This window comes from Pseudomonas sp. FP1154 (genome assembly GCF_030687245.1).
Taxonomy (GTDB): Bacteria; Pseudomonadota; Gammaproteobacteria; order Pseudomonadales; family Pseudomonadaceae; genus Aquipseudomonas; species Aquipseudomonas rhizophila.
In genome coordinates this window covers 5,867,847-5,885,916 of sequence record NZ_CP117465.1, presented here as the reverse complement: position 1 = coordinate 5,885,916, position 18,070 = coordinate 5,867,847, and the positions used below count along the sequence as shown (strand labels likewise).

General features: G+C 60.5%; 13 protein-coding genes and 1 pseudogene. 7 read left to right on the top strand and 7 right to left on the bottom strand.

The annotated features are described in order from the left end of the window. Positions 1-10 precede the first annotated feature (10 nt). The 3 genes and pseudogenes from PSH91_RS26285 to uvrD all read right to left on the bottom strand — a co-directional run bounded on the left by PSH91_RS26285 (position 11) and on the right by uvrD (position 3,923). Positions 11-418 carry an SMI1/KNR4 family protein gene (locus tag PSH91_RS26285; RefSeq protein ID WP_003187120.1) on the bottom strand — a complete coding sequence of 136 codons (408 nt, stop codon included), beginning with the start codon at positions 416-418 and terminating at the stop codon, positions 11-13. A gap of 138 nt (positions 419-556) precedes the next feature. Continuing rightward, positions 557-1,430, bottom strand: a pseudogene (locus tag PSH91_RS26280) (Tim44 domain-containing protein). Positions 1,431-1,739: 309 nt separating this feature from the next. Then, positions 1,740-3,923 (bottom strand): DNA helicase II, encoded by a 2,184-nt coding sequence (gene uvrD / locus PSH91_RS26275; RefSeq protein WP_047226695.1) that lies wholly within the window; start codon positions 3,921-3,923, stop codon positions 1,740-1,742. Positions 3,924-4,183: 260 nt separating this feature from the next. Here uvrD and PSH91_RS26270 point away from each other — a divergent pair, with 260 nt between their 5' ends. The 3 genes from PSH91_RS26270 (at position 4,184) to PSH91_RS26260 (ending at position 8,407) form a co-directional block, all read left to right on the top strand. Beyond that, complete coding sequence (locus PSH91_RS26270; protein WP_173406383.1) at positions 4,184-7,057, top strand: bifunctional diguanylate cyclase/phosphodiesterase; 2,874 nt, start codon at positions 4,184-4,186, stop codon at positions 7,055-7,057. A 140-nt stretch (positions 7,058-7,197) separates the two neighbouring features. Then, positions 7,198-8,064: a transcriptional regulator HexR gene (gene hexR / locus PSH91_RS26265; protein WP_003187110.1), complete on the top strand. Its 867-nt coding sequence runs from the start codon at positions 7,198-7,200 to the stop codon at positions 8,062-8,064. A gap of 133 nt (positions 8,065-8,197) precedes the next feature. Further along, entirely contained in the window at positions 8,198-8,407 is a 210-nt protein-coding gene (locus PSH91_RS26260; RefSeq protein WP_047226697.1) for a PA3496 family putative envelope integrity protein, read from the top strand. Here PSH91_RS26260 and PSH91_RS26255 read toward each other — a convergent pair. Further along, the gene (locus PSH91_RS26255) at positions 8,349-9,311 is read right to left on the bottom strand and encodes a LysR family transcriptional regulator (protein WP_305466965.1); all 963 of its coding nucleotides are present in this window, start codon (positions 9,309-9,311) and stop codon (positions 8,349-8,351) included. The two genes, PSH91_RS26260 and PSH91_RS26255, sit on opposite strands and share 59 nt — an antisense overlap. Positions 9,312-9,498: 187 nt before the next feature. On the opposite strand from PSH91_RS26255, the gene PSH91_RS26250 reads away from it, so the two are divergent. Together PSH91_RS26250 and oadA are read left to right on the top strand one after the other, a co-directional pair. Next, entirely contained in the window at positions 9,499-10,914 is a 1,416-nt protein-coding gene (locus tag PSH91_RS26250; RefSeq protein ID WP_047226699.1) for an acetyl-CoA carboxylase biotin carboxylase subunit, read from the top strand. An 11-nt stretch (positions 10,915-10,925) separates the two neighbouring features. Continuing rightward, positions 10,926-12,734 carry a sodium-extruding oxaloacetate decarboxylase subunit alpha gene (gene oadA / locus PSH91_RS26245; protein WP_107323149.1) on the top strand — a complete coding sequence of 603 codons (1,809 nt, stop codon included), beginning with the start codon at positions 10,926-10,928 and terminating at the stop codon, positions 12,732-12,734. Between the two features lie 63 nt (positions 12,735-12,797). Here the strand turns inward: oadA and PSH91_RS26240 are convergent, their stop codons facing one another. Beyond that, complete coding sequence (locus PSH91_RS26240; RefSeq protein ID WP_256676649.1) at positions 12,798-14,456, bottom strand: autotransporter domain-containing protein; 1,659 nt, start codon at positions 14,454-14,456, stop codon at positions 12,798-12,800. On the opposite strand from PSH91_RS26240, the gene PSH91_RS26235 reads away from it, so the two are divergent. After that, positions 14,421-14,885: a hypothetical protein gene (locus PSH91_RS26235; RefSeq protein ID WP_305466964.1), complete on the top strand. Its 465-nt coding sequence runs from the start codon at positions 14,421-14,423 to the stop codon at positions 14,883-14,885. The genes PSH91_RS26240 and PSH91_RS26235 overlap by 36 nt on opposite strands. Before the next feature lie 282 nt (positions 14,886-15,167). On the opposite strand, the gene PSH91_RS26230 is transcribed toward PSH91_RS26235, so the two are convergent. Further along, positions 15,168-16,004 (bottom strand): amino acid ABC transporter permease, encoded by an 837-nt coding sequence (locus PSH91_RS26230; RefSeq protein WP_305466963.1) that lies wholly within the window; start codon positions 16,002-16,004, stop codon positions 15,168-15,170. Continuing rightward, on the bottom strand, positions 16,001-16,822 hold the full coding sequence (locus PSH91_RS26225) for an ABC transporter substrate-binding protein (RefSeq protein WP_047226703.1): 822 nt from the start codon (positions 16,820-16,822) through the stop codon (positions 16,001-16,003). Before PSH91_RS26225 ends, PSH91_RS26230 begins: the two co-directional genes overlap by 4 nt. Before the next feature lie 113 nt (positions 16,823-16,935). Here PSH91_RS26225 and PSH91_RS26220 point away from each other — a divergent pair, with 113 nt between their 5' ends. Continuing rightward, positions 16,936-17,835, top strand: a complete 900-nt coding sequence (locus PSH91_RS26220; RefSeq protein WP_305466962.1) for a homocysteine S-methyltransferase family protein — start codon at positions 16,936-16,938, stop codon at positions 17,833-17,835. Positions 17,836-18,070 lie beyond the last annotated feature (235 nt).

The following is an 18,070-nucleotide window of genomic DNA, read 5'->3' as shown; positions in this document are numbered from 1 at the left end:
GTGCGGCGGATCAGCTTTCCAGCCAGACGTCCCGGGCCCAGTGCCAGACCGATTCCCAGGTTTCTTCGGCAATCAGCTCTTCTTCGGCCTGCCACAACACCACGGTCCCGTCTTCTTCGACGCAGTAATAGTCGTCGCCGTCCTGGCAGATCGGGATCAGGCTACGGTCGACACCGGCATCCCAGGCGTTGGCGGCCACATCTGGCAGATAGGTGTGGGACTGCGGATCGGTGACGGTCACGGGTTCCAGGCTGCCGTAGACAACATCGCTGACTGTCAGCAAAAACTCTCTGAATACGAACGGAATATCGATGAACAGCTGCTCTTCGATCTCCACCAGCAAGTCTTCGTCAGGTAACTCCAGTGGAACCGGCACGGGTTCGTTGGCTTCACGCAATTGTTCGATGATTTCTTCCACGTCCGGGATCCTCTTTCTCGATGGCGCGGTTTATATGGAGCGGTTTATACAGTAGCTCGCTATAGATGCAACCGCGAAATAGAAAACCCCGGCCTGAGCCGGGGTTCTTTTATTTCAACATGCAAAACGCGCAGAGGTTCAACCGTTCTGGCGGATACCGGCCACCAGCCAAGGCTGGTCATCGCCCTGGGGACGTTCCATGTTCCAGCTTTCGCTGAACGCTTCGCCTTTGTCGAAGCGCGAGTCCTTCGACACACCGCTGAAGGTCAGGGTGGCGATGGTCTTGTCGGCGCGATCATCGACACCGTCCAGCTGTACTTGCAGATTGTCGATGTAGGTCGACTGGAAGCCATCGCCCAGTTCGGCCCGCTCGCGCTTGAGGAATTCCAGCAGTTGCGGGGTCACGAACTCAGAGATCTTGTCCATTTCGTTCGCATCCCAGTGTTGCTGCAGGGACATGAAATGGTTGCGCGCCGCTTCGATGAAGCGCTCTTCGTTGAACCAGGCTGGCGCATTGATCACCGGTCGAGCAGCCACCGGTGCTGCCGAACCGCCGAAGATCGAACCACTGGCCGGTTGCTGGTTGAACACCTCACGTTGCATCGGCGCATGACCGGCCGGAGCCAGTTGCTCCTGCTGCTTGCGACGACGGGCGGCAATGAAGCGGAAGACCAGGAAGGCGATGACCGCCATGATCAGGATGTCGAAGATTTGCATGCCCTGGAAGCCGTCGCCCATGAACATGGAGGCGAGCAGGCCACCGGCGGCGATGCCGGCCAGGGGGCCGAGCCAGCGCGAAGCACCGCTGGCTTTGGTGGCGGCGCCAGCCGCACCGGCCGCCCGCAGTAGCCGCGGTAGAGCCGGCCGCAGAGGACGGCGCCATCTGGCTGGTCTGGTGGGTCGGGGCAGCGCCCGAACTTTTACCACCGCCAAAGCGCTTGGCGGCATTGGCGTCGATGGCCATCGTCAGGCCGATGCACAACGCCATGGCGATGCTAAGAAAACGTTTCATATAAGGGCATTCCCATTTTGTGGATAGCACGCGCGCCATGTTGCACAGGTGAACTGTTGCTGGCTAGCGGCAGAGTGTTTCGGGCTTTTGCGTGACAGGTTAGGTTCAGCTTCAGCCGCGCAAGAGGGCTTGTTGGCTTTTGGCTGTAGGAAAGGGGGACAAGTTCTATCGGAAAGGCAGCAGGCGTGAGCAATCCGACCTGTGGGAGCGAGCCTGCTCGCGATCGCGGTGGGTCAGTCACTGTCAATGTTGCCTGATCCACTGCTATCGCGAGCAGGCTCGCTCCCACATAAAAAGCTTTCAGAACGCCTAGATCGCTTCCAACTTGGCATACCCCAGCATCAGCCACTTGCTGCCTTCGCTGAAGTTCACCTGAACCCGGGCCTGGGCGCCGGCGCCTTCGAAGTTGAGGATCACGCCATCGCCGAACACCGAATGTCGCACGGTCTGGCCGAGACTGAAGCCGGTTTCCGGGATGTCGCTGCCGCCAAACAGACTGCTGGTGCTTTGCTGCTGGCCGCCGCCGAACGGACGGCTGACGCTGTTGGACAGCCGCACCTCCTGAATCAGGCCTTTGGGCACTTCACGGACGAAGCGCGACACCTTGTTGTAGGTTTCGCTGCCGTACAGGCGTCGGGTCTCGGCGTACGTCAACACCAGGTTCTGCATGGCGCGGGTGATGCCAACGTAGGCCAGGCGTCGTTCCTCTTCCAAGCGTCCCGGCTCTTCCAGGCTCATCTTGTGCGGGAACAGGCCTTCTTCCATTCCCACCAGGAACACGTAGGGGAATTCCAGACCCTTGGCACTGTGCAGGGTCATCAACTGGATGCTGTCTTCATGCTCGTCGGCCTGGGTGTCGCCGGCCTCCAGAGAGGCGTGGCCCAGAAAGGCCGACAGTGGCGAAAGCTCTTCGTCTTCCTCGGTGTTCTCGAAGTTGCGTGCGGCGCTGACCAGTTCCTCGAGGTTTTCCACCCGGGCCTGGCCTTTCTCGCCCTTTTCCGCCTCGTGGTAGGCGATAAGGCCGGACTGCTCGATAACGGTCTGAGTCATCAAATGCAGCGGCATGTCCGTGCACTTGGTGGCCAGGTCGTCGATCAGGTCCATGAACGCCTTCAGCGCACCGGCGGCGCGGCCGGTCATGCCCTTGTTGGTGACCAACTGGCGCATGGCTTCCCACATCGACACATGGCTGTGGCGCGCGTGGTCGCGAATCGCTTCGACGGTTTTCTCGCCAATGCCCCGGGTCGGGACGTTGATCACCCGCTCCAGGGCCGCGTCGTTGCCGCGTCCTTCGAGCAGGCGCAGGTAGGCCATGGCGTTCTTGATTTCGGCGCGCTCGAAGAAGCGCTGGCCGCCATAGATGCGGTACGGGATACGTTCGCGCAACAGGGCTTCTTCCAACACCCGGGACTGGGCGTTGGAGCGATACAGGATGGCGATGTCGCTGCGGGCCAGGCCGGTTTTCAGCGCGCTTTCGATGGTTTCCACCACGTAGCGGGCTTCATCGTGTTCGTTGAAGGCGGCATAGAGGTTGATCGCTTCGCCTTCGCCGCCATCGGTCCACAGTTCTTTGCCCAGGCGCCCGGTATTGTTGGCGATCAGGGCGTTGGCGGCCTTGAGAATGCCGGCGGTGGAGCGGTAGTTCTGTTCCAGGCGGATCACTTGGGCGTCAGGGAAGTCCGCCGAATACTGATGAATATTCTCGATTTTGGCGCCGCGCCAGCCGTAGATCGACTGGTCGTCATCGCCCACCACCATCAGGCTGTCGCCGCCCTTGGCCAGCAGGCGCAACCAGGCGTATTGCACGGCGTTGGTGTCCTGGAACTCGTCCACCAGCACATGCCGGAAGCGCTTCTGATAGTGCGCCAGCAGGCCTGGGTGATCGCGCCACAGGTCCAGTGCGCGCAGCAGCAGCTCGGAGAAGTCGATCACGCCAGCCCGCTGACACGCCGCCTCGTAGGCTTCATAGATGCTGCGCATGGTCGCCAGGAACAGATCGCCGCTGGCCTGGATGTGTTGCGGGCGCAGGCCTTCGTCTTTCTGGCCGTTGATGAACCACTGGGCCTGACGGGCCGGCCAGCGCTGTTCATCCAGGCCCAGCTCACGGATCACCCGCTTGACCAGCCGCTGCTGGTCGTCGCTGTCGAGAATCTGGAAAGTCTGGCTCAGGCCGGCTTCCTGCCAATGCGCCCGCAACAAGCGGTGCGCCAGGCCGTGGAAGGTGCCGACCCACATGCCGGCCGGGTTGATGCCCATCAGTTGCTCGATGCGATGGCGCATCTCGGCAGCGGCCTTGTTGGTGAACGTCACCGACAGGATCGAATGGGGCGAGGCGTTCTCGACCTGGATCAACCAGGCGATACGGTGCACCAGCACCCGGGTTTTACCGGAGCCGGCACCGGCCAGGACTAACTGACGACCCACGGAGGCCGCTACGGCCTGGCGTTGGGCATCGTTGAGGGAGTTCAGCAGAAGGGAGAGATCATCGCGCATCGGGGCATTCTAGGGTGCGGCGGCAGCCCGGGCAAACCGAGCTTTGCCCCAGCCGATAAAAGACCGGTCGGTGATGACCGGTCGGTCATGGGCCACAGGCATTGGCCGGGCTCGCTTGAAGGGCTCGCGACCCAATGAAATAGCGACTTTTTCAGCATTTTTATGAGCTTGGGCAGTGTGGGATGGCCGTTGCCTTGTGTATGCTCGCTGCATGTTTCGGGTTCTCCATGCTCCGCTGAATAAGAACAAGAACAGTGCCTATGACCCTAAATTCCGATCTGGCGGGCCCCTGTGTGGAGCCACGGATCATCTGCAAGCAGTACGCCACGGAAATGGCGGTCGAACGCACAAGGCTGTTGTATCAGGGTTCGCTGCTGCCCACGCTGTTCATGCTGGTCAACGGCCTGGTTTGCGCCGCGTTGTTGTGGGGGCCTTCGCGTCATTTTCAGGTCAGCGTCTGGCTGGTCTGGTTGCTCTCGCTGGTTGCGCTACGGGTCATTCAGGTGGCGGCCTTCGATTCGGCGATACCCAGCCGCCAGGCGCACCCGATATGGTTGCGAATGTTTTTGCTCGGCTCGGCGATGACCGGGCTGACATTGGCCGGAGCAGGTATTGCACTGGTACCGGCCGACAGCTTTCAGCAACAGGCCTGGGTATTCGGCCTGATTGGCGCGGCCACCTTGTCAGCCAGCGTTGCCTATGCCGTGAGCCTTCCGGCGTTTTTGTCCTTTACCTTACCGTGCCTGTTGCCGGCCATCGGTTATCTCTTCTGGGGCGGCGATGAGCAGCAGCGCGGATGGGGCTGGCTCGGACTGGTCGTACTCGTCTCGCTCAGCGTGGTGGCCTGGCAGGTCAACCGGTTGATACAAAGTGGCATGCTGCGAAGGTTCCAGAATCAGGCGCTGATCGAGCATTTGCAGCAGGCGCAAGCGCGTAGCGCACAGCTCAACGAGGCACTCGGCCGGGAAGTCGAACAACGTCGCAGCGCCGAGGAAAAACTGCGGTCGGCCCAGGTAGGGCTGGAGGCGCGCGTGGTACAGCGCAGCCTCGAGTTGGAGGCGACCAGCCAGGCCCTGAGCAAGAGCGAAGCCCGTCTTGACCTGGCGCTCAAGGCCAGTGAGTTGGGGCTCTGGGACTGGAACCTGCAAACCGACGAAGTCCATCACACCCAGCTCAAGGAACTGTTCGGCCTGGAGCCTGAGTACATCACAGCGATGCTCAGTCACCTGACCCCGCGTCTGCATCCTCAAGACGTGCCGGCCCTCAAACGCGCCCTCGTTGAGCACCTCAAAGGCCGCAGCGAGGACTACCAGATCGAATACCGCGTACGTCACGGCGATGGCCATTGGGTCTGGATCGAAGACCGCGGTCGGGCTGTGGAGCGCAGCCCGAGTGGCCGAGTGTTGCGCATGGTCGGCACCCGGCGAGACATCAGCACCAGCAAGGAACTCGAGCAACAGCGCCAATTGGCGGCCACGGTTTTCGAGGCCGCCAGCGAAGGCATTGTGATTTTTGACCCGCATTACGCACTGCTGGCCGCCAATCAGGCGTTCACGCGGGTCACCGGTTTTAATATCGATGACATGCTGGGACGCAATGTCGTCGACCTGCCGTGCAGTCGTGATGCCCGCCGGCACTACCCGATTATCCGCCAGGCGCTCAAGCAGCACGGCACCTGGCAAGGTGAACTGGTGGAGGCCCGGGCCAATGGCGAGTTGTATCCCCAGTGGCTGCAACTGAACGTGGTGCGCGATGCGCGGGGAAATGTGAGCCATATCGTGGGCTTCTTCGCCGATCTTTCGGCCCGGCGCGAGTCCGAAGAGCGAATGCGCTACCTGACCCATTACGACGAACTCACCGGGCTGGCGAACCGCTCGTTATTCCGTGAGCGCCTGCACGAAGCCCACCAGCGGGTGCGTCAGGGCGGACGACGCAGTCTGGCACTGCTGCATATCGACCTGGACCGTTTCAAGCTCCTCAACGATAGCCTCGGCCATGATGTTGCTGACCAACTGTTGCAGAAGATGGCCCGCCGTCTGATCAATGCGTTGCCCGAAGCGGACACCATCGCCCGCTTGTCTGGCGATGAGTTCGGGGTGCTGTTCGACGCCTACGGCAACCTTTCCAGCCTGGCGCGGGTGGCGACCCGCCTGTCCGCCAAGCTGCGCCTGCCGCTCACCATCGAGGGCCACGAACTGGTGGTCAGCGCCTCGATCGGCATCAGCATGTTGCCCGACAACGCGAGGGAGATTTCCACGCTGGTCAGTCAGGCGAACATGGCCATGCAACATGCCAAGCATCTGGGCGGCAACAATTTCCAGTTCTATACCGACAGCCTTCAGGCCAGCACGTTGGAGCGCCTACAACTGGAGAATCAGCTGCGCAAGGCCCTCGAAGAACAGCAGTTGAAGGTTTTCTATCAACCCAAACTGTGCCTGGCGACCGGCCGTCTGAACGCTGCCGAGGCGTTGGTGCGTTGGGATCATCCGGTCATGGGCCGAGTTCCGCCGGGAGACTTCATCAGCCTGGCCGAAGAGACCGGGCTGATCGGGCCGATCGGCGAGTTCGTGTTGCGCCAGGCCTGTTGGCAGGCGTGCCAATGGCAGCGTGAGGGGCTGGCGCCGATCAGGGTGTCGGTCAACCTGTCGGTGCATCAGTTGCGCCAAGGCAAGCTGGTCAGCCTGGTTCGGCAAGTGCTGGAGGAAACCGGTCTGGCGCCGCAATACCTGGAACTGGAACTGACTGAAAGCCAGTTGCTCGACAGCGTTGAGCACATCATCGCGACGTTCCAGCAATTGCGCGACCTCGGGGTCAAGCTGGCGATCGATGACTTTGGTACCGGCTATTCGTCTCTGAGTTATCTCAAACGCATCCCTGTGGATTACGTGAAAATCGATCAGGCGTTCATTCGTGGGCTGACGGAGGGTAGCGAAGACGCGGCCATTACCCGGGCAATCATTGCAATGGCCCATGGGTTGTCGCTCAAAGTGGTGGCCGAAGGCGTCGAGCGGCCAGAGCAGCTCGAGTTTCTGAAAGCCGAACAATGTGATGAGGTTCAGGGCTATCTCATCAGCCGACCGGTTGAAGCACAAGGGTTGGCCGCGCTGTTATGGGCTAATCGGGATGATTGCTAGCCCGCCGTTGCTACATGGCGTGCATGCGGCATGAAACCGGGAGATTGAGTTACGGATTGGGCGGGCAAAAAGCCGATTCTTGTAGTATAACTACAAGCTTGCTACATCCCGGCTTCTGCCAATAACAAGAGTCCAATCCCTTGAACCTGTTGCAACACATCGCCCAGTCACGCCATCTGCTGCGCAAGTCGGAGCTGAAAGTCGCCGATCACGTATTGCTTGATCCTGCGGCCGTGATGCACAGCTCCATGGCCGATCTTGCCCACAGCGTCGGCATCAGCGAACCGACCATTGTGCGTTTCTGCCGAGCCATCGGTTGTTCGGGTTTCCAGGACCTGAAACTCAAGCTGGCGCAAAGCCTCGCCGCGGGTGCGAGCTTCGGCCAGTTTGCGATCCATGAAGACGATTCGGTCGCCGACTACAGCCTGAAAATCTTCGACACGACCCTGCATACGCTGATGGAGGTTCGCGAGAAGCTTGATCCGGTGGCGTTGCAAAAAGCCGTCACGGCCATGTCCCAGGCCCAGCGTGTCGAGTTTTATGGTTTCGGTGCTTCGGGCGCGGTGGCGGCCGATGCCCAGCACAAGTTCTTCCGGTTGCTGCTGACGGCCGCGGCTTATTCCGACCCGCACATGCAGGCGATGTCGGCGGTCACGCTGAAGCCCACCGACGTGGCGATCTGCATTTCCCAGTCGGGCCGTTCCAAGGATCTGCTGATCACCGCCAACCTGGTGCGCGAAAGCGGCGCCTCGTTGATCACCTTGTGCCCGAGCCAGACCCCATTGGCCGAGCTGTCCACGGTGAACCTGGCCATCGACGTGCATGAAGACACGGAGATCTACACGCCGTTGACCTCGCGCATCGCCCATCTGGTGGTGATCGATGTGCTGGCGATGGGCGTCGCCATGGCGCGCGGCCCAAGTTTGGTCAATCACCTCAAGAGCGTGAAACGCAGCCTGCGCAGCTTGCGGTTGTCACCCAAGTCGGTGAAAGCGCTGGACGATTGACCGCTGGTCTTGAAGTTGAGGGCATCTGTGGCGAGGGGATCTGCGAATTCATCGTTCTGTAACGCTCGCGCCGCCAAACCGTCATCGCGCGCCTTCATCGTAAAGCTCCCGTATACGTCTTGGGAGTCTCGACATGACCCAGTCCTACGAAGAACGCAGCGCCGTCAAAACCCGTCGTCAGCAGGAAGACCAGCGCCGCATGGCGTTTCGTCGTGCCATCGAAGACCGCTGTGAGCAGCGCCAGCTGCTGGCCGAAATCAGCGAGTTTCCGGACGCAGCAGAATTCAACTATTGGCAGGCAACATCGGCGGCTTCCCGTCGAAACGCTCAACCAGGCCAATGATCTGAGCACGCTCGCCGCGAACGAACGCCAGGAAGGCGTGAGCCACCGGTGACAGGCGCTTAGCCCTGGCCTGCACCAGGCACCAGCTGCGGTACAGCGGCAGCTCCTCCACCGGCAACTCGATGAGAGCGCCGGACACCAGCTCCCGGCTTACGGCGTGGCGCGTCAATAGCGCCACGCCCAGCCCTGCGAGAACGCATTCGCGTTGGGCCTCCGCCGACGCCACTTCCAGCGTCTGGGTGAAGTGCACCCGTTTCTCCTTGAAATATTCCTCGCAGGCCAGCCGCGTGCCTGACCCTGGCTCGCGCAGCAGCAGCGTATACGGCTCAAGGTCTTGCAAGCGCAACGGGCCCATGTGGCACAGCGGATGGTCGGGCGGCGCCACAGCGACGATCGGGTTATTGAGAAATGGCAGGAATTCCAGGCCCATGTCCTGAGGCACCATGGACATGATCACCAGATCGTCCCGGTTGTCCGAGAGCCTTCGGATCACTTGGCCGCGGTTGACCACCGTGAGGTTCAGGTTGACCTCCGGGTGCTGGCGCTTGAAGGCGGCGAACAGGTGCGGCACGAAGTACTTGGCGCTGGATTCCACCGCCAGCTTCAGTTGGCCTTGCAGCGAGCCCTGCATGTCCGACAACTGCATGTCGAGGTTTTCCAGGCGCCCGAAGATGTCCCGGCTGGCGCGTTGAAGGGCTTCGGCGGCTTCGGTCATGTAGAGTTTTTTGCCAACGTACTCAAACAGCGGCTGGCCAATCAGCTCCTCAAGTGATCGAATCTGTAGGCTAACGGCCGGTTGTGTGAGAGACATTTCGTCGGCTGCGCGGCTGTAGGACCTCAGGTCGCACACCTCATTGAAAATCTGCAGTTGACGCAATGTCATACGCATCAATGACTTACGCATTTTCTATAGACTCTCGGGCGGGGCGGATGAGTCAACTATAAGTCTTTGCTTATGCACGACCCAATAAATATTCATTTTTGTTAATCAACAGCCAGGACTAGTGTGGTGCTGCGACCGATTGTTACATCTGGTCACGCGTCGACCTGAAGCTCCAGGTCGTGGTACCACCGGCTCAAGGAACCTCCAATTGATAACAAAGATCCTGATCGCCAACCGTGGTGAGATTGCCGTCCGCATCGTGCGCGCTTGCGCCGAGATGGGCATTCGCTCGGTCGCGGTCTATTCCGACGCTGACCGTCATGCGTTGCATGTCAAGCGTGCGGACGAGGCCCACAGCATCGGCGCCGATCCGCTGGCCGGCTATCTCAACCCGCGCAAACTGGTGAACCTGGCTGTGGAAACCGGTTGCGATGCGTTGCATCCCGGTTATGGCTTTCTCTCGGAAAACGCCGAGCTGGCGGACATCTGCGCCGAGCGCGGGATCAAATTCATCGGTCCGTCGGCTGAAGTCATTCGCCGCATGGGCGACAAGACCGAAGCGCGTCGCAGCATGATCAAGGCCGGCGTACCGGTCACGCCGGGCACCGAAGGCAACGTATCGGGCATCGAAGAGGCCCTGACCGAAGGCGACCGCATTGGTTACCCGGTGATGCTCAAGGCTACGTCCGGTGGTGGCGGTCGGGGTATCCGTCGCTGCAACAGCCGCGAAGAACTCGAACAGGCTTTCCCGCGGGTCATTTCCGAAGCCACCAAGGCCTTTGGTTCGGCGGAAGTGTTCCTGGAAAAATGCATCGTCAATCCCAAGCACATCGAAGCGCAGATCCTGGGTGACAGTTTTGGCAACGTGGTGCATCTGTTCGAGCGTGATTGCTCGATCCAGCGTCGCAACCAGAAGCTGATCGAGATCGCCCCCAGCCCGCAACTGACGCCTGAGCAGCGCGCCTACATTGGTGACCTGTCGGTGCGCGCCGCCAAGGCTGTGGGCTACGAGAACGCCGGCACCGTGGAGTTCCTGCTCGCCGAGGGCGAGGTGTACTTCATGGAGATGAACACCCGGGTGCAGGTGGAACACACCATCACCGAAGAAATCACCGGCATCGACATTGTTCGTGAACAGATTCGCATCGCCTCCGGGCTTCCGTTGTCGGTCAAGCAGGAAGACATTCATCACCGTGGCTTCGCGCTGCAGTTTCGGATCAACGCCGAAGACCCGAAAAACAACTTCCTGCCCAGTTTCGGCAAGATCACCCGCTACTACGCCCCCGGCGGCCCGGGCGTGCGCACCGACACAGCGATCTATACCGGCTACACCATTCCGCCCTTCTACGATTCGATGTGCCTGAAGCTGGTGGTCTGGGCGCTGACCTGGGAAGAAGCAATGGACCGTGGCCTGCGGGCCCTGGACGACATGCGTCTGCAAGGGGTCAAGACCACCGCGGCGTATTACCAGGAAATCCTGCGCAACCCGGAATTCCGTAGTGGCCAGTTCAATACCAGCTTCGTTGAAAGCCATCCTGAGCTGACCAACTACTCGATCAAGCGCAAACCCGAAGAGCTGGCCCTGGCCATCGCCGCCGCCATTGCCGCCCACGCAGGCCTGTAAGGAAAATAACAATGTCCAAGAAGATTCACGTAACCGATACGATCCTGCGCGACGCTCACCAATCGCTGCTCGCTACCCGCATGCGCACCGAAGACATGCTGCCGATCTGCGACAAGCTCGACAAAGTCGGCTATTGGTCGTTGGAAGTCTGGGGCGGCGCAACATTCGACGCCTGCGTGCGCTTCCTGAAGGAAGACCCGTGGGAGCGCTTGCGCCAACTGCGTGCGGCGCTGCCCAACACTCGCCTGCAAATGCTGCTGCGTGGTCAGAACCTGCTGGGCTATCGCCATTACAGCGATGACGTGGTCAAGGCGTTCGTGGCCAAGGCTGCGGTCAACGGCATCGATGTGTTCCGTATTTTCGATGCGATGAACGACGTGCGTAACCTGCGGGTCGCCATCGAGGCGGTGAAAGCCGCCGGCAAGCACGCCCAGGGCACCATCGCCTACACCACCAGCCCGGTGCACACCATTGAGGCTTTCGTAGCCCAGGCCAAGCAAATGGAAGCCATGGGTTGCGACTCGGTGGCGATCAAGGACATGGCCGGTTTGCTGACTCCGTACGCCACTGGCGAGCTGGTGAAGGCATTGAAGACAGAGCAGTCGTTGCCGGTATTCATCCATTCCCATGACACCGCTGGCCTGGCGGCGATGTGTCAGCTCAAGGCCGTAGAAAACGGCGCCGATCACATCGACACCGCGATCTCCAGCTTCGCCTGGGGCACCAGCCATCCGGGCACCGAATCGATGGTTGCAGCCCTTAAGGGCAGCGAGTTCGACACAGGTCTGAACCTGGAATTGCTGCAGGAAATCGGCCTGTATTTCTATGCGGTGCGCAAAAAATACCACCAGTTCGAAAGCGAGTTCACGGCGGTGGACACCCGCGTCCAGGTCAATCAGGTGCCGGGCGGGATGATTTCCAACCTGGCCAACCAGCTCAAAGAGCAGGGCGCGTTGAATCGCATGAACGAGGTGCTGGCAGAGATTCCACGGGTGCGCGAAGACCTTGGCTTCCCGCCGCTGGTGACCCCGACCTCGCAGATCGTCGGCACCCAGGCGTTCTTCAACGTGCTGGCCGGTGAGCGCTACAAGACCATCACCAACGAAGTGAAGCTCTATTTGCAGGGCGGCTACGGCAAGGCTCCGGGTTCGGTGAATGAGAAGCTGCGCCGTCAGGCCATCGGCAGCGAAGACGTGATCGATGTGCGTCCGGCCGACCTGCTCAAGCCGGAAATGACCAAGCTGCGTGGCGAAATCGGCGCACTGGCCAAATCCGAAGAAGACGTACTGACTTACGCCATGTTCCCGGATATCGGGCGCAAGTTCCTCGAAGAACGCGAAGCCGGCACCCTGACTCCGGAAGTGCTGTTGCCAATCCCTGAGGCGGGCAGTGTGAGCTCGGCGGGCGGTGAAGGCGTGCCGACCGAGTTCGTCATCGATGTTCACGGCGAAACCTACCGCGTCGACATCACCGGCGTGGGCGTCAAGGCTGAAGGCAAGCGTCACTTCTACCTGTCCATCGATGGCATGCCCGAAGAGGTCGTGTTCGAACCACTCAATGAGTTTGTCGGCGGCGGCAGCAGCAAGCGCAAACAAGCCACTGCGCCGGGCCATGTCAGCACCACCATGCCGGGCAACATCGTCGATGTGCTGGTCAAGGAGGGCGATGTGGTGAAGGCCGGCCAAGCGGTGCTTATTACCGAAGCCATGAAGATGGAAACCGAAGTGCAGGCGGCTATCGCCGGCAAGGTCACCGCCATTCATGTCGCCAAGGGCGACCGGGTCAATCCGGGCGAGATCCTGATCGAGATCGAAGGCTGAGCTAACAGCCTCGATACAACCGTTTAACCTCGGGGGGGCATGTGCTCCCCTTTTTTTTGCCTGTCAGAACATCATTCGCCATTGGCCCATCAACGCCCCGTTACGGTTGTCCTGACCGGTTTCACCCTTATAACTCACCCCCAGGGTATGCCTGGGCGAAACGGCCAGGTCCAGCCCTGTTTCGAAGAGCAGGCTGTCACGGTCCAGTTCGACGCCTTCGACGGTATACGACTTGCCTGCGCCGACCAGGCCCTGGCGGGAAGCGCCTCGGGTCTCGCCGTAGAGATGTTTCCAACCGAGACTCAAGCGCGGCGTCAGTCGCATGCCCTGGTCAAGAGAGAATGACCGGGCGAGGTGCAGGCCCAGGTTGCTGTGGAAATAGTCCTGGGTCTGACCGTTGAACTGCAACGCCGCGTCGCCACCGTTCTCCGAATAGCGATCGCGTTGGTAGCGTTGGTAACCAAGGTCGATATAAGGCTCGATATCGAAGTGACCGATGTTCAGGTTGTAACCGAGCTGGCCAAAGACCTGCTGCGTATTGGCATCGTAGCGACCTTTGAGGCGATCCCTGAAACCGTTGAAGAGCACATGACGCTTGGTACTGCCGTCATGATTGCCGTAAACGGCGCCCAGGCGCAACGCCCATGGCCCGTCCTGGCGCAAGGCGTAGGCGCCCAGGTGCCAACTGTCGAGCCGACCATCGAACTGCTGGCCGTCCAGCCGGGTTTGCGTCTTGCCGCCGATTATCCCCAGGCGCCAATCAGGGCTGATGGCCCAGTCGGTTCCCAGCATCACACCTCTGGTCGAGTGTTTCAGGGCATAGCTGCCCAATTGTTTGCCGATACTGCCGCTGTTACCAATGGCCTGGACCCAGACTTGACCGTCAGCATGCACGTTCCCCGGGTTTTTCTGGCCCATGGCCGAAAGCATTCCGCTGCTGATCGGCGCGATGCTGCTCAAGGTGGCGTTGCCCAGATCCGCAGTGTTGTAGCCACTCAGTTGGTCGATGGCGCTGGCGGCGGTCATCATATCGCTGCCGAGCAAGGCGTTGATGGCGGCGTTGGGTTTTGCGACTGGCTGGGTGGTTTGCAATTGGCCGGTGGGTTTGGGAGCGGTGCTGGTGATTTTGGGTGGCTCGACGGGTTTGATTGCTGGGGCTTCGATCCCTGGTCGGGCACCAGCTGCCTGTGCAACGGCGGGCCCGTCGTTGGGGACGGGCGCTGTTGGTTTGACCGGTTGCAGCGCTTCGATATGGGCCGCAAATTCTTGCCCGTTTTCGGTAGTTGCTGCTTGCTTGAGGGGAACATCGTTGCGCGCGTAAGTCAGGTTGACTTGCGTATCGGTGGGGCTCAGCGTCGCCGTCATGAATGCCAGATTGCTGGAGACCGTGCCGAACGTTCCTTCGATCTTCCCCGCGCGGATGACCGTGTGCTCGCGCGCCTCAATGTATTCGCCCGGCACGCCGGCGACGGTCAGCGTCGCGTTGTTGAGGAGCGCGGTGCCTTCAACGTTGATCGTGGAGCTACCACCATCTGCATTGACCCCGTAGATCAGTTCGGCACTCTCCGCCAACGAGAAGTCCTGAGTAATGGAGGGTGCGCCTATTTCGGGGCCGACTTCCAACTGGCCCGCGACACTCAAGAACTCCACAGTGCCATTGCCGCTGAAGCTGGCCCTTTCGCGTACATGAACCTGCCCATTGACCACGCCGGAGTTCGTCATGCTGGCACCTGGCTCGACAGTCACGCGATTGGCGACCACACCCTGGTTGTCCAGCTTGCCGAGAACCCCTACCTGGCCGTCGATTCGGCCAGTATTGAGCAACGTGGCCTCTGGCTCGATCACCCCCCAGCCTGCGAAATGCCCGGTGTGTTGCCATTCACCTTGCGCAACCTGCAAAGCCATGAAGTTTCGGGTTTCAGCCAATATCGGATGCTTGGCGGCGTCCAGGCGCAGAACGTTTTTTCCACCGCCACCATCAATGATCCCGGGGAATTTTGCGTTTGCGCTGATGATGACCCAGTCATTTTTGCCCGTCCATTTTGCGTCGCCTTTACGGGAGGTGTTGGCATTTTGCCGCTTGGTATCCTTAGCTTCGGCGAAGGCCTTGAGGTACTCTTGTTGCTCGGCGGTTGTGAGAATATCGGCTGATGGCTGAGCCATCGAAACATCGGCGCAGCCGAGCGCCAAGGCGATTGCCAGGGCAAGGTGTTGGGGTGGGTGTAAATGTTGGATAGACATCGAGTGCGGCCTCTCTTGAAAGAAGTCCGCACTTTAAAAATTCCACCCCCGGTCACGCTGCCAGCTAACGCCGCGCCTTGGGCAAGCCACAGCAGATGGCATCTGTAGGCCGGTCGTGTTGCGATCCAGAGATCGTCGCGTTGGCTTCCATGACATGAAGCGTCGCCCTACAAGATCCTCGGAACTGTCCTGTCAGCTGCGCTTGAGATAAGCCTTCCCATAATGCCGCTCCATCCGCGCCTGGATCAGCTCCAACGCGATGGACATCAACCAGTAAATGATCGCCGCCGTGGTGAGCATTTCGATGTAGCGGTAGCTGGAACGACCATAGGATTGCGCCAGGAACATCACTTCCCAGACGCCCATCACCGAGATCAGGGACGAGTCCTTGAGCATGGAGATGAATTGGTTGGTGGTCGGTGGAATGATGGTGCGCATGGCCTGGGGCAGGGTGACGCGCCAGAAGATCACGGTTTCACCCATGCCCAGCGCAAGGGAGGCTTCGCGCTGGCCATGGGGGACGCCAAGGATGCCGGCGCGGAAGATTTCGCTCAGGTAGGCGCCGTAGTTCAGCGACAGGGCGATGATCCCGGCGGCAATCGCGCCCGGCACCAGCCCCAGTTGTGGCAGGCCCAGGTAGATCAGCAGAATCTGGATCAGCAGCGGTGTGCCGCGAAAGAACGACGCGTAGAAACTGGCAATGCCGAAGGCTCCCGCGCTGCTGGACAGCCGCGCCAGGGCGGTGATGAAACCCAGCAAGGACGAAGCGACGATCGAACACAGGCATAGAAACAGCGTCAGCGCCGCGCCCTGCAGAAAGCCGTTGGGTGCCAGGTGCACGCCCAGCAGATTCGGCAGCTTGTCCAGGATGATGGAGAATTTCAGGTCGAAGCTCAGGAAAAAACTCGCGAACAACACCAGCATGGCTGCCCAGGTCAGGTACAACCGTGTGCGAAAACCGAAGATCTTTTTCAGGCGCGACTCGGCCACCGGTTGCGGTGGCCGAGAAGGGGATGGAAAGGAAGTCATTGGCTGATGTCGGCGCCGATCCATTTTTGGGAAAGCTTGCTCAAGGTGCCGTCCTGTTTCAACTGGGCGAACACTTCACGCACCTTGCTGTTCCACTCGGCGTCGCCTTTTTCGATGGCCACCGAGTTCGGCTCGGAATAGAGCGCCTCGCCCGCCAGTTTGAAGCGTTTGTCTTCGCTCAGGCGCGGCTGCGCAGTCACCAGATTGGTCAGCACCGCGTCCAGCCGCACCCCGGCACCCAGCCCCAAATCCTGGAAGGCCACGTTGTCGGTGTCGTACGGGGCGATCTGCACGTCCTCGAAGGGGTAGCTCAAACGGGTGTCTTCGGCGCCTTCGATCACCAGGTTCTTGTTCAGGTAGCTCTCGTAGCTGGAGGCGCTGGTGAGGCCGACTTTCTTGCCGCTCAGGTCACTGGCGCCATGGATGCTGTCGTCCTTGGCGTTGACTACGATCACCGCTGGCGAGGCGTAATACTGGACCGGGAAATCGAACACCTCGGCGCGGGCCTTGCTTGGCGTCATGGAGCAGATGCAGATGTCATAGCGCCCGCTCCAGCGCCCGGCGGCAATCACGTCCCAGGAGGGGGTTTCCAGGCGCAGTTTCACGCCCAGTTTTTCGGCGACCGCTTTGGCAACATCCACGTCGAAACCGTCGAGCTGGTTCTGATCGTTGAGGAATGAGAAGGGCGGATAGCTTTCCATCAGCACGCCGACCAGTTCTTTTTTCTGCTCGATGCGATCCAGCGTGGCGCCAGCGAGCGCTTGTGACGAAACGGCCAGTAGAGTCAGGCCGAGGGCCAGCAGCGGTTGAAATTTCACGAGAGATCCCTGGCTGAAAAATAAGTTGTGGTTAACCGATGGGTGCGTATTAAATAGTTATAAGAAGGACTCCGGTAGTGAGTATTTTTCATAAGCTTATGAGTGAATCGCATATGGGCGCAGCAACGATAGTCATCCTTGATGGCGGCATGGGCCGCGAACTGCAACGCCGGGGCGCCCCGTTCCGGCAGCCCGAGTGGTCGGCGCTGGCCTTGAGCGAAGCACCCCAGGCGGTAGAAGCGGTACACGCGGCCTACATCGCCAGCGGCGCCAACGTGATTACCAGCAACAGCTACGCCGTAGTACCGTTTCACATCGGAGAGGAGCGCTTTGCAGCCGAGGGCCAGGCATTGGCGGCGCGGGCTGGGGAGCTGGCGCAGCGGGCGGTACAGGCCTCAGGCAAATCAGTACGGATTGCCGGGTCGCTGCCACCGTTGTTCGGTTCCTATCGACCCGATTTGTTCGATGCTTGCCGTGCCAATGAACTGTTGGCGCCGCTGGTGACAGGCCTGGCGCCTCATGTTGACCTGTGGTTGGCCGAAACCCAAAGCTCGACGGTTGAAGCGCGAGCGATCCACGCCGGGCTGCCGAAGGACGGCAAGCCGTTCTGGCTGTCATTCACCCTGAAAGATGAAGACACCGATGAAGTGCCGCGCCTGCGTTCCGGTGAGCCGGTGGCGGACGCGGCGGCAGTGGCCGCCGAGCTCGGCGTCGAAACGCTGCTGTTCAATTGCAGCCAACCAGAAGTGATCGGCGCAGCAATCGATGCCGCGCGGGACACCTTCGAGCGTCTGGGGGTGAAGATCCACATTGGAGCCTACGCCAACGCGTTCCCACCGCAGCCGAAGGAGGCGACGGCCAACGACGGGTTGGACCCGCTGCGCGAAGACCTTGATCCACCAGGGTACCTTCAGTGGGCGGCTGACTGGCGCAAGCGCGGGGCAAGCCATCTGGGCGGCTGCTGCGGGATTGGGCCGGAGCATATTGCGGTGCTGGCGCAAAAGCTGGTCTGAGCCTGGTTCATCGTACTGTGGAATAACCCTGTGGCGCGGGGCTGCGCAGCGGCCCTAAGAACTTGCGGTTGCTGCGCAACCGAGCGCAAGCAAGCGCCTTCGCCACGGAGTCGTGAGATTCTGCTGACATTTGGACTTACGCTTTTCCCCGAACCCTCTAACCCCTCCATACATATGTATGTCATTTCCGCTCGAACGGCGCGATAGGGTCCCAGCCCTGATCACAACCGGACAC